Origin of the sequence: Streptomyces sp. H27-D2, assembly GCF_035828615.1 — a bacterium.
In the GTDB taxonomy this organism is placed as follows: domain Bacteria; phylum Actinomycetota; class Actinomycetes; order Streptomycetales; family Streptomycetaceae; genus Streptomyces.
In genome coordinates, this window is the sequence record NZ_JAYMZR010000037.1 from 18,112 (window position 1) to 32,655 (window position 14,544).

General features: G+C 70.3%; 12 protein-coding genes. 5 read left to right on the top strand and 7 right to left on the bottom strand.

All coding sequences use genetic code 11. From position 1 onward, the window contains the following. Positions 1-334 precede the first annotated feature (334 nt). The 3 genes from QMK28_RS16355 (at position 335) to QMK28_RS16365 (ending at position 3,065) form a co-directional block, all read left to right on the top strand. Complete coding sequence (locus QMK28_RS16355; protein ID WP_326438502.1) at positions 335-1,231, top strand: hypothetical protein; 897 nt, start codon at positions 335-337, stop codon at positions 1,229-1,231. Between the two features lie 148 nt (positions 1,232-1,379). Continuing rightward, positions 1,380-1,736 (top strand): chaplin, encoded by a 357-nt coding sequence (locus QMK28_RS16360; RefSeq protein ID WP_326438504.1) that lies wholly within the window; start codon positions 1,380-1,382, stop codon positions 1,734-1,736. A gap of 207 nt (positions 1,737-1,943) precedes the next feature. Beyond that, entirely contained in the window at positions 1,944-3,065 is a 1,122-nt protein-coding gene (locus tag QMK28_RS16365) for an NADH:flavin oxidoreductase (protein WP_443050741.1), read from the top strand. 117 nt (positions 3,066-3,182) lie between these two features. Here QMK28_RS16365 and QMK28_RS16370 read toward each other — a convergent pair whose 3' ends face one another. After that, on the bottom strand, positions 3,183-4,748 hold the full coding sequence (locus QMK28_RS16370) for a hypothetical protein (protein WP_326438506.1): 1,566 nt from the start codon (positions 4,746-4,748) through the stop codon (positions 3,183-3,185). Positions 4,749-4,910: 162 nt separating this feature from the next. On the opposite strand from QMK28_RS16370, the gene QMK28_RS16375 reads away from it, so the two are divergent. Continuing rightward, positions 4,911-6,098 (top strand): glycosyltransferase, encoded by a 1,188-nt coding sequence (locus tag QMK28_RS16375; RefSeq protein ID WP_326438508.1) that lies wholly within the window; start codon positions 4,911-4,913, stop codon positions 6,096-6,098. Here the strand turns inward: QMK28_RS16375 and QMK28_RS16380 are convergent. From QMK28_RS16380 to gmd, 4 genes are all read right to left on the bottom strand, one after another. Continuing rightward, the gene (locus QMK28_RS16380) at positions 6,070-6,900 is read right to left on the bottom strand and encodes a glycosyltransferase family 2 protein (RefSeq protein WP_326438510.1); all 831 of its coding nucleotides are present in this window, start codon (positions 6,898-6,900) and stop codon (positions 6,070-6,072) included. The two genes, QMK28_RS16375 and QMK28_RS16380, sit on opposite strands and share 29 nt — an antisense overlap. Beyond that, on the bottom strand, positions 6,897-7,451 hold the full coding sequence (locus QMK28_RS16385; RefSeq protein WP_326438512.1) for a hypothetical protein: 555 nt from the start codon (positions 7,449-7,451) through the stop codon (positions 6,897-6,899). Before QMK28_RS16385 ends, QMK28_RS16380 begins: the two co-directional genes overlap by 4 nt. Then, complete coding sequence (locus QMK28_RS16390) at positions 7,451-9,661, bottom strand: LamG-like jellyroll fold domain-containing protein (RefSeq protein WP_326438514.1); 2,211 nt, start codon at positions 9,659-9,661, stop codon at positions 7,451-7,453. The genes QMK28_RS16385 and QMK28_RS16390 overlap by 1 nt, the downstream gene beginning before the upstream one ends. Positions 9,662-9,798: 137 nt before the next feature. After that, positions 9,799-10,812: a GDP-mannose 4,6-dehydratase gene (gene gmd / locus QMK28_RS16395; RefSeq protein ID WP_326438516.1), complete on the bottom strand. Its 1,014-nt coding sequence runs from the start codon at positions 10,810-10,812 to the stop codon at positions 9,799-9,801. Positions 10,813-10,925: 113 nt separating this feature from the next. Here gmd and QMK28_RS16400 point away from each other — a divergent pair, with 113 nt between their 5' ends. Then, positions 10,926-11,873 (top strand): GDP-L-fucose synthase family protein, encoded by a 948-nt coding sequence (locus QMK28_RS16400; RefSeq protein WP_326438518.1) that lies wholly within the window; start codon positions 10,926-10,928, stop codon positions 11,871-11,873. A 14-nt stretch (positions 11,874-11,887) separates the two neighbouring features. Here QMK28_RS16400 and QMK28_RS16405 read toward each other — a convergent pair whose 3' ends face one another. Continuing rightward, positions 11,888-13,348: a sugar transferase gene (locus QMK28_RS16405; protein WP_443050742.1), complete on the bottom strand. Its 1,461-nt coding sequence runs from the start codon at positions 13,346-13,348 to the stop codon at positions 11,888-11,890. Between the two features lie 447 nt (positions 13,349-13,795). After that, complete coding sequence (locus QMK28_RS16410; RefSeq protein ID WP_326438522.1) at positions 13,796-14,458, bottom strand: biliverdin-producing heme oxygenase; 663 nt, start codon at positions 14,456-14,458, stop codon at positions 13,796-13,798. Positions 14,459-14,544: the final 86 nt, after the last annotated feature.

A 14,544-nucleotide genomic window follows, 5' to 3' on the forward strand; every position in this document is an offset into this window, starting at 1 on the left:
TGTCGCGCGAATTCGTCCGTGACGGGCCTCGGCGGCTCTCCGACATCACCTGAACCGGTCGGGATCGCAAATGCTCAGTGAGGCTTTCTCGTAACGCCTCGTCGCGGAGCGGTGCCGCTGCACGGCAGCGGCCGAGTCGTCGAAGGACGCCGAGATCGCCCGGCCGCGCAAGCAGGTCCGTGAGGTGGAGGACGTCCCTCCTGGCCGATCGGTTGCCCGCCGACCGTGTCGGCCGATGCTCCGATCGGCGCTGTCGCCCGCGTGGCTGACGGCGCGTCGGACCGTGAGGTGGTGCCCTGTGCGACTGGGGGGATCACACAACGGCAGGAGTTTCATGCGCACCGTACTGCTACGACGAGGGGCCAGAGTGGCGGCCGTCACCGCGCTCGCCTTCGCCACCGTGCTCGGCGGCGTGGCCACCGCCGACGGCGGTCACCACGACCATGCCCCGAAGCCGATCGAGGTCAGCATCGGCGCCTCGGGCATCGACGCCCCGGAGAGCGCCCCCGGCGGCCTGGCCGCCTTCCATGTCCGCACCGACGACCCGAAGGGCCGTCAGCTCCAGCTTTTCCGCCCGCACGCGGGGGTCTCGCTGGACACCGTCTTCGCCGACCTCACCAAGGCCGTCAGCAGCAAGGACCCGAAGCGGACCGCTAAGGGCATCTCGGCCTTCACCGACGAGGCGGAGGCGCTCGGCGGCGCCTTCGTCACCCCGGCGGTCCCGGAGACCTTCACCACCTCGATCACGGCCGGCCGGGTGGTCCTGCTCGACTTCACCGCTTTCTTCAAGGACCAGGCCCACCCGGTCTTCCGCACCCTGAATCTCCGCGGCGGGTCGGACGGGGACCTCGCGGAGTTCCCCGACAGCATCGTGATCACGCAGGAGACGGCAGCCGGCCCACGCTTCGACGTGAACGGCCTGCACAAGGCCAAGGACGCGATCCTGGTCCACAACGCCTCGGACGAGCTCCACGAGATGCAGCTCCAGCCCGTCGCGCCGGGTACCACGGATGCCAAGCTCAAGAAGTTCTTCGACAGCGCCGCGTCCGGCCCGCCGCCCTTCACCGGGCCCGCCCTCGGCCTCGGCGCCATCTCCCACGGCCGCACCGCGCTGCTGCGGGCTCACGGCCTGCCGCCCGGCACGTATGCGCTGCTCTGCTTCATCCCGGACGACAAGAAGGGCGTGCCGCATGCCTTCGAAGGCATGCACAAAGTCGTCGTGCTGAGCTGAGGCCGGCCTCTCGGCCGATCCGCGCCGAAACCGACGTTCACCCGGGCGGCGTAATGACAGTGACCAAGTCGCGTTGAGGGCGTTGAGGACGTGCCTCCCCCGCTATCGCGAGTGGTCGGCGAAACATACAAGAAGGAGAAAAGTTTCCATGTCCCGTTTCCTCAAGAGCGCCGCTCTCACCGCCGTGGCCGGTATGGCGATGTTCGGCTCCGCCGGTGTCGCTTCCGCTGACGCCGGCGCCGACGCTGCCGCCATCGGTTCCCCGGGCGTGCTGTCCGGCAATGTGGTCCAGGCCCCGATCCACATCCCGATCAACATCTGCGGCAACACCGTCAACATCGTCGGGCTGCTGAACCCGACGTTCGGCAACACCTGCATCAACTCCTCCGGCCACCACGGCAAGCAGCACCACGGCAAGCAGCACCACGGCAAGCAGCACCACGGCAAGCACGAGGGCCACCACGGCAAGCAGCACCACGGCAAGCACCACGGCCACCGCGGCTAGTAGTCCGCTCTGCCACGGACATCCCGCACCACCATGACTGCGGCCTCCCGCCTCTCGCGGGAGGCCGCAGTCATGTCAGGGGAAGCCGCGTGTGGCGCAGCAGACACCGTGAGCCGGAAGAGAGCGCCGCTCGGCCGTGTTGCGCCAAGCGGACCCCTTGCCTTCGGGCAGCGGTCCTCGCCCACGTACCGGCTTAGGAGAATTTCAGTGATATCCAGCGACTCCGCCGCCCGCGCGGCACAGGTTCTCTCCCGCCCGTTCTCGCTGGGCGGCCTCACCGTGCCGAACCGGGTCGCGATGGCGCCGATGACCCGCGAGTTCTCGCCAGGTGGCGTCCCCGGCGCGGATGTCGCGGACTACTACGCCCGCCGCGCGGCCGGCGGCGTCGGCCTGATCATCACCGAGGGCACCTACGTCGACCACGCCGCCGCCGGGACCAGCGCGAACGTCCCGCGCTTCCACGGCGCGGACGCGCTGGCCGGCTGGGGACGCGTCGTCGAGGCCGTGCACGCGGCGGGCGGCCGGATCATGCCGCAGCTGTGGCACGTCGGCATGGCCCGGGCCGTGGGCGCGCCGCCGTTCCCGGACGCCCCGCCGTCCGGCCCCTCCGGCGTCTCCCTCAGCGAGGGGCCCGAAGGCCACACCATGACGCAGCAGGACCTCGATGACGTCGTGGCGGCCTTCGCCGAGGGCGCCGCCGCCGCCGAACGCCTCGGATTCGACGGCATTGAGCTGCACGGCGCACACGGCTACCTGATCGACCAGTTCCTCTGGTCAGGCACCAACCGGCGCAGCGACGGCTACGGCGGCGACCTCGACGCCCGTACCCGCTTCGCCGTCGAGATCGTGGCCGCCTGCCGCGCCGCCGTCTCGGCCGGCTTCCCGATCCTGTTCCGGATGTCCCAGTGGAAGATGGGCAACTACGAGGCCCGCATCGCCGAGACGCCGGAGGAGCTGGACGCGATCGTCGACCCGCTCGCCGCGGCCGGCGTGGACGCCTTCCACTGCTCGACGCGCCGCTACTGGCTGCCCGAGTTCGAGGGCTCGGACCTCAACCTCGCCGGCTGGGTCAAGAAGCTCTCCGGCAAGCCCACGATCACCGTCGGGTCCGTCGGCCTCGACAAGGAGTTCATCGGGTCCTTCAAGGGTGAGCCGGCCGGTGTCAGCGGCATCGACGGGCTGCTGGACCGGCTGGAGCGCGACGAGTTCGACCTCGTCGCCGTCGGGCGCGCGCTGCTCGGCGACCCGCAGTGGGTCGCCAAGGTCCTCGACGGCCGCGACGGCGACCTCGTCCCGTTCGACGCGTCGATGCTGCGCTCGCTGAGCTGATCCGACCCGATCGGCCGGGCGCGGGGCGCTCCAGCAACGTGTGGAGTATTCGACAACTTGAAGTTGTCGAATACTCCACACGTGTAGTTTCCCCCGGCGCGAGCCGGCCGTTCGCGGTTAGCGCAACAACTTCCGATCGTCAGAGCGGAACGTCGTGACCAGCGCCAGACACACCAGCGCGATCCCGATCCGCCCCGTCGCCTGCAACAGCGACCCCCGCAGCAGGATGAACGAGTAGCCGGCGATCACCGGCACGACAATCGCCATCACACTGCCGGGCCGCGCCCCCACAATCGTGCGCAGCGCGTACCGGCGGTCGCCGCGCGCGGCGAGATAGCCCAGGCCGATGAATCCGCCGGTCATGCCCATGGAGCCGAAGTCGAGCCAGAGTTCGGACCAGAGGGGTGAGGAGAGGTTGGTGTTGTTGGTGCCCATCCACTCGCCGATCCGGATGCCGGTGTCGCGGGGCTTGTTCGGCCAGATGTTGCGCGGCACGAAGAAGAGGACCGCGCCGGACAGTTGGCGGCCGTAGGAGTGGCTGCTGCCGCCGCTGTCGACGTGGGTGATGGTGTTGGCGAACATCCCCATCTGGTCGTAGTCCTTGAGCGCCAGCGGCTCCAGCAGCGAAGTGGACTCGACGGGGCGGCGGCCGTCCTCGTCGTAGCGGAACTTGTCCATGAAGGGGAACAGGACCAGCGCGGCGATCACCCCGAGGGCGAGCGCCGAGCGGTACATCACCGGGCTCTTCGGGAAGGCCGTGAAGAGGGACGAGAACAGTACGGTCAGGAACCAGTAACGCGGGTTGGAGATCGGGTTGTTGACGATCCCGTTGAGCCCGAGCAGGCCGATCCACATCAGAATGGCGACCGGGCTGCGGCGGGCCGTGCGCGAGGTGACCAGCCAGCGGGTGAGGAAGAGCAGCGCGAGCAGCGGCGGTACGGTGCCGAAGCCGCGCAGGAACGCGGTGCCGGCCTGTGAGCCGGAATCGCGGATGCCGCTGGCCTCGATGCCCTCGGTGATCTCCTGGCGGCTGCTGAAGAAGACGGAGGGGCCGCCGAGTTTGACGATGAGCAGCGCGCCGGCCCCGTAGGCCAGCACCACCAGCAGATAGAGCCGGCGGCGGCTGACGGACGCCGTACGGGAGACCCGGCGGCGGCGCAGCGCCGGGCGGTGCCGGGCGAGCAGCGCGCCGACGTCGAAGGCGACGCAGCCGATGAGCACCAGCGCGGTGGCGAGGGTGAGATCCGCGCGCGGGCCGACGACCGGCGTCGGGACCTGGCCCAGGACGGCCTGCGCGAGCGGCGCGACGCCCATCGCGACGTACACGAACAGCCAGAAGGTGCCCTGGACGAGGCGGCGGCGGGCGGTGAGCACCATCGCGGAGAGCCGGGCCCCGGAGTAGCAGGTCAGGGCGAGTTGCAGCCAGTACGCCTCGTCGCGGACGCCCGCGCCGGGCTGGACGGTGACCATCAGCGGCAGGAACCCGACCAGGCCCAGCACCAGCGGGACGGCCAGCGCGCGGGACAGTACGGCGCGCGGCGCGGTGCTGTCCCGGGGGGCGGCGGCGGGCGGGCCGAGATCGGGCGGGCCGCCATCGGGCGGGCCGCCATCGGGCGGGCCGAGATCGCCGGAGGCGCCGCTCCGCGCCGTCGCGTTGTCCGCGTCCTGTATATCAACTGCCATGGTTCCCGCCCCCGTTAGGTCGTCGACCGACCCGTCCCCGTACCCCGCGTGCCCCTCCGGCAGTCTATAGATCGGGCTCCCCACCGGTCCGACCGAGGCTAATCTGACCGCACGGTCCGCCGGTCGGGGCCGTTGGGGGGAAATCATCTTGAGGGGGCTCACGTGAAGGTTCTGCATGTCGTCACGCTGCACACACCGGACCACGCGTTCGGCGGTCCGACCCGGGTCGCGCTGAATCTCTCGCGCGGCCTGCGGGCCCGCGGCGTCGAAGCGGCGCTGGTCACGCTCGGCGACGGCTTCGAGGGGCCGCTGCCCACCACGGTCGAGGGGGTGCCCGCCCGGCTGTTCCAGGCCCGGCACGTACTGGCCAGGTTCGAGGTCAGCGGCATCACGTCGGGCGCGATGCTGGCGCGGGCCCGGAAGCTGGTGATGTCGGCCGATGTGGTGCATGTGCACCTGATGCGGGATCTGATCACGCTGCCGATGGCGCTGATCGCGCTGAGTTGCGGGCGTCCGCTGGTGATCCAGACGCACGGCATGGTCGACCCGACCGAGAAGAAGGTCGCCAAGATCGTGGACGCGCTGGGCATCCGGCGGGTGCTGCGCAAGGCGGACGCGGTGCTGTGCCTGACGGACAAGGAGCGGGCCGACGTCGAGGCGGTCGTCGCGCCGGGGCGGCTGCGGCGCTCCGTACGGCTGGTGAACGGCGTCGCGCCGCAGGAGCGCGGCCCCTCGACGCGGGAGTCCCGCGCCGAGCGCCCGGCGACCGTGCTGTACCTGGCCAGGGTGCAGGCGGGCAAGCGCCCGGAGGACTTCGTCGCGGCCATCCCCGGCGTACTGGCGCAGCGCCCCGACACCCGCTTCCTGCTCGCCGGGCCCGACACCGGAGGGCTGGCCGCGACCCTCGAACTCGCCCGCGAACTGGGCGTGTCGGACTCCCTGGAGTACCTGGGCGCGCTCGACCGCGACGAGGTCTACGAGCAGCTGCGGCGCGCGGACGTCTACGTACTGCCCTCGATCCAGGAAGCGTTGGGTGTCTCCGCGCTGGAGGCCATGTCGGTGGGCACGCCGGTGGTGGTGACCAGGACCTGCGGCCTGGCCCCGGATGTGGCCGGCGCGGGCGCGGGCCGTGTCGTCGACAGCCGCCCTGACAGCGAAAACGACAACGGCCCGCGGATCGCACGGGCGGTGCTCGAACTGCTCGACCCCGCCGAGCACGAGAAGGCCTCGGACGCGGCCTGGCAGCTGATCCGCGACTCCTTCACCATCGACGCCGTCGTGGAGAAGCTGGCCGGGGTCTACGAGGAGGTCGCCGGCCGCGTCACGACGACGGCTGTTCGCGGGTCTTGAGCGCGATCTGCCAGCGGTAGAAGCTCATCGCGAGCGCGTAGTCGAAGCCCGCCCGGCCGTCGAGGAAGCCGCGCTTGTAGAGGTAGGCGTAGCCGAAGGAGACCAGCGGCTTGAAGGGCACCTTGTGGAAGAGCTGCCCCTGCCGGGTCTTGATCCGCCGGATCTCCTCCTTGACCTCCGGGTGGTGTTCGAGCCACGCCTCCCAGTCGGAGTAGCGGTTGTGCCGCTCGAACCAGGTGCGGACCGGGTCGAGGTCCTCGTGCTCGATGGCCGAGCTGAGGGTCGCGGACGACTCGGCCACCGGCTGGTAGTGGCCCTCCTGCTCGCCCATGCCGGGCGCGTCCAGGTCGCCCAGCTCCGGGAAGCGGCAGCGGGTGCGGTCCATCAGCGCGCGCTTGACGATGGTGTAGCCGTGCCGCAGCCGCTTGCCCGCGAACCAGTAGCCGAGCGGGATGTCGAAGGCCGCGACCGCGACCGGCCGGGCGAAGACCCGGCGCAGTTCGGCGATCAGCTCGCGGCTGGGGGTCTCGTCGCCGTCCAGGAAGAGCAGCCAGGGCGTCTCGGGGTGCACGTTGTCCAGGCACCACTGCTTCTTCTTGGGGTACTTGCCGTCCCACTCGTACGGGACGACCTCGGCGCCCAGCGCGGCGGCCAGCGCCTGGGTGTCGTCGGTGCTGTTCGAGTCGATGACGACGACGTGCTCGAACTGGCCGATGACCGACCTGACGGTGGTCTCGATGTTCTCGGCCTCGTTCTTCGTCGGTATCGCCACGACGATGGGGAGCTTCTTGGGCCCGCTCATCCGGTGCCTCCCTTTCCGCTCACTCCGGCTGCTTCCAGCAGGTACTTGTACTTCGGGCACAGGTGGGTCACCGCGTCGGCGGCGCCTTCCATCTCGTCGTCCCGGATCGCGCTGACGGCGGCTTTGCGGTCCTGCTTGGCGGTACGGGCGATCCGCTCGCACGTCTCGTTGCCGAGGTCGAGCACGGCCGCCGGGTCGTCGCCCTGGGGCACCCGGTCGGCGAGATACGTCTTCTGCTTCTTGGTGAACGAGCCCGTCGCCGGGGTCAGTCCGGAGCTGGGGACCGTCGGCCCGGCGGCGTTCGGGCCGGTGCCGCCCTTGCCGCCGGACTTCTTGTCGCCCTTGGCGGGCTTGTCTTCGGCGGGCTTCTTGTCGGCCCCCGCGGACGGCGTACTCGCCGGCGCGCTCGGGGAGGCCGCGGGCCTGCCGCTCGCGGCGGGGGTCCCGCTGTCCCGCTGCCCGTCGTCACTCGCACAGCCGGACAGCAGGGCCGCCGCCGCCGTCATGACGACGGCGGCGGCGGCCCAGCCCCGGGGTATCGGGTTGATCATCAGTCGGACCCCAAGGAGTAGTGCTGGGAGATCTGCGACGGGGACAGCACGCTCGGGTAGACCGCGGTCTCGTCGATCTGTCCGGCGAAGTAGTTGCTCGACGGGCGGCTCGGCCAGCTGCCGATGGTGTCGCCGCCGACGCGCCAGTAGCCGGTGTAGTTACGGCCCGAGGTGACGGTGAAGTCGCTCGCGCGCAGCGACCCGTCGACGTACAGCCGGATGCCGTTGTTGCCCTGGGTGGCGACGATGTGGTGCCACTGGCCGTCGTTCCAGCCGCGGCCGGTGCTGATGGTGCGGTTCCAGCCGCTGTTGACGCCGAAGATGAGACGGCCGTCATTGGTCATGTAGATGTGCTTGTCGACGGTGCCGCTGTTCTCCAGGAAGCGGTCGCCGAAGCCGATCAGCTTGCCGCCCGAGCCCGTCGTGGTCTTGAACCAGGTCTCCAGGCTGTACGCGGCGGGACGGGTGGTCTTGCGGTCGCTGTTGGTGTACTGGTTGCTGCCGTTGTACGTGATGGCGCTGCCGCCGGGGACGGCGGGCGGGGTGGCGCCGAGCAGCGGACCGTTGCGGTTGACGCCGTTGTTGTTCGTGCCGGAGGCGTCCGTCGCGAAGGAGCCGGACGCCTCGTCGAAGCGCCAGTAGAGGCTGGCGCCGTCGGCCTGCACCCGGTTCGGGTACGCCTCGGGCGATCCGGCCACGGTGGCGGTCTGGGTGAGCGACCGGGCGCTGGTGTTGGTGCCGTCACTGGCCGTGACCCGGTAGGAGTGGGTCGAGCCCGCGGCCACGTCGGTGTCGGTGTAGGTCAGCTGCGGGCGTGACCAGGGCAGCGAGTCGCCGCTGACGGTGCGCACCGGGGTGGCGGCGCCGTCCCGGTAGACCCGGTAGGTCAGATTGCTGTCGTCCAGGTCCAGGCTGGACTGCCAGCGGACCTGGATCTCGCCCGGCTTCGTGCTGGTGACGTTGACCTGCGGCACGGCGGGCGCGCCCGTGTCGGGGTCGCTCGCGTAGCGGGTCAGGCCCTGCTGGAGCCGGTTTCCGGTGGCACGGGTGAAGCCGCCGCCGACCCACATGTAGTCATTGCCGCCGACCGAGGAGGTCTGCAGGACGCGCGGGCCGACCTGCTCGCCGAGGCCGTCGTCGGTGTCCGGGAACCAGCCGAGCAGCTTGGGGTCGTTGACCGATTCCGCGAGCAGGTGCTTGCGCGGCTGATTCGGGAACTCGTCCATGCTGCCGCAGTCATGCGCGTGCGAGGCGCTGTAGAGCACGGACTTGTAGACCGCCAGGCCCTGGGTCGCGCCCAGGCAGGTGTCACGCCAGCGCTGGTTGAAGTCGCTGAGGTTCAGCGCGATGCGGCCGTCGAAGACGCCGCCCCCCGAGCCCTCGTTGGCGGTGTAGATGCCGGTCTCGTCGCTGGTGATGTCCTTGACCACCGAATTGCGCTCGATGAAGCCGAGCGGATAGTTCTTGACGACCGAGCCGCTGGTCGCGTTCACCACGGCCAGCGCGTGCGAGTCGGCGCCGTTGACGCGGAAGAAGTCGCCGCCGAGCACCACGTTCTGCCCATTCGGGGTGACCTCGATGGCCCGCCCCGGCTCATCGGCGTCAGCGGTCCACGGCTTGAGGGCGCCGGCGGTGGTGACCGCGCCGAAGCGCACCCGGTCCTGTCCCTCCACGGTGCTGAAGTCGCCGCCGAGGTAGACGGTGTCATCAGTGACCGCGAGCGCCCGCACGGTGGCGTTCACCGCGACCGGGAAACTCTTGGGCGAGCAGGTGGCTATGTCGATGGCCGCGACATTGCTGACCCCGACGCCGTTGACCGCGCCGAACGATCCACCCGCGTAGAGCGTCTTACGGTCCGGCGAGACGGCCAGCGCCCGCACCGTGGCGCTCCCGTCACCCGTGGTGAAGGACAGCTCGCAATTGGTCGGCGCGCCCGTCGCGGCGTGGAACGCGGCGAAGTTGACGGCTGAGCGCTCGCCGCTTCCGGGGGCGGACCCCGGAGGCCGTACGGTCGAGAAGGTGCCGCCGGCGAAGACCACACCCTCCGCTTCGGCCATCGCCCAGACGATGCCGTTGGTCTGCCAGGTCGAAAGGTCGTCGGCTGTCATCCCGACAGGCGGTGTGAGTGCGTTCGCCGGTGGCGCGGCGGCCACCCCCGCCCCCACCAAAGATGCCGCCGCCAAAATCAGCGCAGCGGTCAGTGACCCCATTGATCTCATGAGCCCCCCCAGGCCAAAAACGTGAACGACGGACCACCGGCCCGTCTGTGCTCGGCAGAGTAGGGCGTCCCGCAAACCCCGGTAACCCCGTTGGCCAAACCGATACCCGTACATCACTTGTTCGTTGCTCATCTGTCTATGCGCACGGTCGTGCCCGCCAACTCGGCCTCCAGCTTGGCCACATCGGCCTCGACCATGATCTTCGCCAGCTCGGCCCACTTCACCTCGGCCCGCCAGTCGAGCAGCGAGGCGGCCTTGCTCGGGTCGCCGATCAGCGCGTCGACTTCGCTGGGGCGCTCGTACTTGGGGTCGAAGCGCACATAGTCCGCCCAGTCGAGACCCGCCGCCTGGAAGGAGACCTCCAGGAACTCCCGCACCGAGCCGGCCTCACCGGTGGCCACCACATAGTCGTCCGGGGTGTCCCGTTGCAGCATCCGCCACATCGCCTCGACGTACTCGGGGGCGTACCCCCAGTCGCGGACCGCGTCCAGGTTGCCCATATAGAGCCGGTCCTGGAGCCCGGCCTTGATCCGGGCCACCGCGCGGGTGATCTTGCGGGTCACGAAGGTCTCACCGCGGCGCGGCGACTCGTGGTTGAACAGGATGCCGTTGACCGCGAACAGGTCGTACGCCTCGCGGTAGTTGACCGTCGCCCAGTAGCCGAAGACCTTGGCGCAGCCGTACGGGCTGCGCGGGTGGAAGGGCGTGCCCTCGTTCTGCGGCGGCGGCGTCGCGCCGAACATCTCCGACGAGGACGCCTGGTAGATGCGGGTGTCGATGCCGCTCGCCCGGATCGCCTCCAGCAGCCGCAGCGCGCCCATGCCCGTCACGTCCCCGGTGTAGAGCGGGGCGTCGAACGAGACCCGGACATGCGACTGCGCGCCGAGGTTGTAGACCTCGTCCGGTTGCAGGTCGCGCAGCAGGTTCACCAGCGCGACCCCGTCGGTCAGGTCCGCGTGGTGCAGCACCAGGCTGCGGTTCGGCTCCTGCGGGTCCTGGTAAATGTGGTCCAGCCGCTCGGTGTTGAACGAGGAGGACCGGCGCACCAATCCGTGCACCGTGTACCCCTTCGACATCAACAGCTCCGCGAGATACGAGCCGTCCTGGCCGGTCACACCGGTAATGAGCGCGCTCTTGCCCATGAGTCATCCCCCCCTCGGACGGGGCCGTCAAGCCCCGCTATCCATCCAGAAATCATGCTTTGAACAGCGATGGTGTAACTACGGGCCTATGAGCCCTGACAGAATCCGGTGCCATGACCTCAACGACCGAGCTTCTGCCGCCCAAGGCCCGAATATTCGTCGCGGGCCACCGCGGCCTCGTCGGGTCCGCGATCACCCGCCGTCTGAGCGCGGACGGCTACACGGTGCTCACCCGGGGCCGCGCCGAACTCGACCTGTGCGACGCGGCGGCCACCGGGCGATACCTCGCCGACACCCGCCCCGACGCCGTGGTGCTCGCCGCCGCCAAGGTCGGCGGCATCATGGCGAACAGCACGTACCCGGTGCAGTTCATCGAGGACAACCTGCGGATCCAGCTGAGCGTGATAGCCGGATCGCACGCGGCCGGCGTGGGCCGGCTGCTCTTCCTCGGGTCCTCGTGCATCTACCCCAAGCTCGCGCCGCAGCCGATCCGCGAGGACGCGCTGCTCACCGGCCCGTTGGAGCCGACCAACGAGCCGTACGCCCTCGCCAAGATCGCCGGGATCGTGCAGATCCAGTCCTACCGGCGGCAGTACGGAGCCGCCTACATCTCCGCGATGCCGACCAACCTCTACGGCCCCGGAGACAACTTCGACCTGGAGACCTCGCACGTCCTGCCCGCGCTGATCCGCCGCTTCCACGAGGCCAAGCGCGACGGGCGCGAGCAGGTCGTGCTGTGGGGCAGCGGCACGCCGCGCAGGGAGTTCCTGCACGTCGACGACCTCGCCGCCGCCTGCGCGCTGCTGTTGCGGCGCTACGACGGCGACGAGCCGGTCAACGTCGGCTGCGGCAGCGACCTGACCATCCGTGAACTCGCCGAGACGGTACGGCGGGTGGTCGGTTTCGCCGGCGAGATCTCGTTCGACACCTCGAAGCCCGACGGCACGCCCCGCAAACTGCTGGACGTGTCGCGGATGTCCGGCCTCGGCTGGAAGCCGGACATCGCGCTGACCGAAGGAGTGCGCGACACCTACGAGTCGTGGCTCGCCGGGATGCGCTGAGCACACACTCACCCCTAGTACGCCCCGCGACCGTCGACGACGGCGCGGAGCGTACGGGCGAGCACGTCCAGGTCGCCGGTGAACGACCAGTTGTCCGCGTACCGCAGATCCAGGGCCACGCTCTCGTCCCAGGACAGGTCGGAGCGCCCGCTGATCTGCCACAGCCCGGTCACCCCGGGCTTGACCGACAGCCGTCGCAGCTCGACCTCGTCGTACTGGGCGACCTCCTCGGGCAGCGGCGGACGCGGCCCGACCAGCGACATATGGCCGCGCAGCACATTGAGCAGCTGCGGCAGCTCGTCCAGCGAACTGCGGCGCAGGAAGCGGCCGACCCGGGTCACCCGCGGGTCGTGCCGGATCTTGAACAGCGGCCCGTCCTGCTCGTTGGCGCTCGCGAGCTCGGCGCGCCTGCGCTCCGCGTCCACCACCATCGTGCGGAACTTCCACATGGTGAACGGGGCGCCGTCCTGGCCGACCCGGACCTGCCGGTGGAAGACCGGCCCGTTCGAACCGAACCGGATCGCTGCCGCGAGCAGCCCGAACAGCGGTGCCAGCAGCACCAGTCCGAGCCCGGCGGACGCCCGGTCCAGGGCGGCCTTGAGCACGACGTGCGTGCCGTGCCGGGTGGGCGGGGCGATGTGCAGCAGGGACAGCCCGGCGGTCGTCGCCACCTGCACCCGCCGCATCGAGACGTCGTTCAGCCCCGGCGCCACCGCGAGCGGCAGCCCCGCGTCGTGCAGCGCCCAGGAGAGCTTGCGCAGCCGCTCGCCGGTCATCCGCGGGCCTGGTGCGACGAGCACCAGCTCCGCTCCGTGCTGACCGGCCGCCGCGAGCACCGGCCCCCAGTCCTCGCTGGAGGCGGCCGGCGGGGCGCTGCCCAGCCGGGTCAGCGCGGGCACGCCGGAGGCGATGGCCGCGTCGCCCACCGGGACGACGCCGATCACCACATAGGCGTGATCGGTCCTCCCGGCGAGGTGCTCGACCACGTCGTCGGCGGTGCCCGGCTCCCCGACCACCAGCACTCGGTGCACCGACTGGGCTTCCCTGCGCTGTGCGGTCAAATGACGATGCGTCAGCTTGCGGCAGGCCGTGGCCAGCAGCAGCGCGGGCGCGACCGCCAGCAGTGCGAGCAGCACTTCGGAACGCTCGTCGACGACGGCGCGCAGCACGCCCAGCACCCCGAGCAGGGTCAGCCAGTCGCGCAGCACCGGCGCCACCGACCGCGACTCGCCCAGGACTTGGGTCGGGTAGCGGCGGTGAGCGGCTCTTATGGTCAGCCAGACAGCGCCGGCGGTGAGCGCCGCCAGCCGCGGATAGGGCTGACGGGTGGTTTCGAAAACGAGAAAGACGGGCAGTGCGATACCGAGGATGTCGGTGGCCACAGCCACCGGTAGGTACCACGTCGCCTTGTCGCTTCGCCCGCGCGGAACAGTCTTCCGCTCGGATAACGGGTGAAGAACATTGGATTCAGGCATACCGACACGCCGCATGGACCCCCCTGGCACATCGCGACCGAATTAGCGCACCCACTGCTTCCCCAAGCGGTGGTGCGCAACAGTTCGGGTGACGCTATGTCAAACAGCTGTGCGCCCGCTGCGGTTTGCCGAAGTTTGCGGGGGCATCTTCCACAGGTTCACCTTCGGGCGCTGGTGGTACGGCATTCACGCACGACACGGTGTGACCAGGATCTCGCCGGTCCTGGGGTGTGGGACCACGTCGACGGGCTGCCGGTAGACGTGGGACAGGAGTTGCCGCGACGTACGCCTCGGGGCGTGCGTACTGAACCCGTACGCCCCGAGGTCGTACACCCAGCCCTGTCGCGGGACGCACTGAGGCCCGTACCGGCATCACGCCGGTACGGGCCTCAGGTCACGCGCCGGAGCTCATCGCCGGAGGGCGCGCGCGCCGCCGCCCGCGCGCCGTCAGGCGCTCAGCGGGAACTCCGCGCCCAGGCCCTGGAAGACGGCGGTGTTCATCGCGTAGGCGCGCTTGCACTCGTCCACCACCCGCTTCTTCTCCAGGTCGTCGAGCGGCAGCGCGTCCAGCAGCTCCCGGTACTCCCGCTTGAAGGCGGCCGGGTTGGCCATGTCGGTGAAGACGTAGAACCGGACCCCGTCGCCCTTGCGCTCGAAGCCCCAGGTCTTCTCGGCCGTGCCGCGGATGATCTGGCCGCCGGCGAGGTCGCCGAGGTAGCGGGTGTAGTGGTGGGCGACATAGCCGCCGGGCCAGTCGCGGGCGCACTCGGCTATGCGGCCGGCGTAGGCCGCGGTGGCGGGCAGCGGCTCCAGGTCAGTACGCCAGTCGGGACCGCGCAGATGGGCGAGGTCCCGTTCCAGAGCCTCGACGCGAGGCAGCTCGGGCCGCAGGAAGGGGCCGGCGACCGGGTCGTCGGCTAGCTTCGCGCCGGCGCCCTCCAGGGCCCGGTAGACGAACCACAACTGCTCGGTGTAGCGGGCGTACGCGTCCACCCCGAGCCTGCCGCCGAGCATGTCGCTCATGAACGTCGCGTTCTGCGCCTGGGTGTGCTGCTCCTGCGAGGCGGTGCGGATGAGCTGGGAGAAGGACGTCGGGCTGGATGCGTCCAAGGCGGGCCTCCGGGGACCGGTGGGTCGGGAAAGAGCGTGCAGCGGACGGCAGTGCCGTGAATCCCGCCGCCGCCGCCGATTCTTCC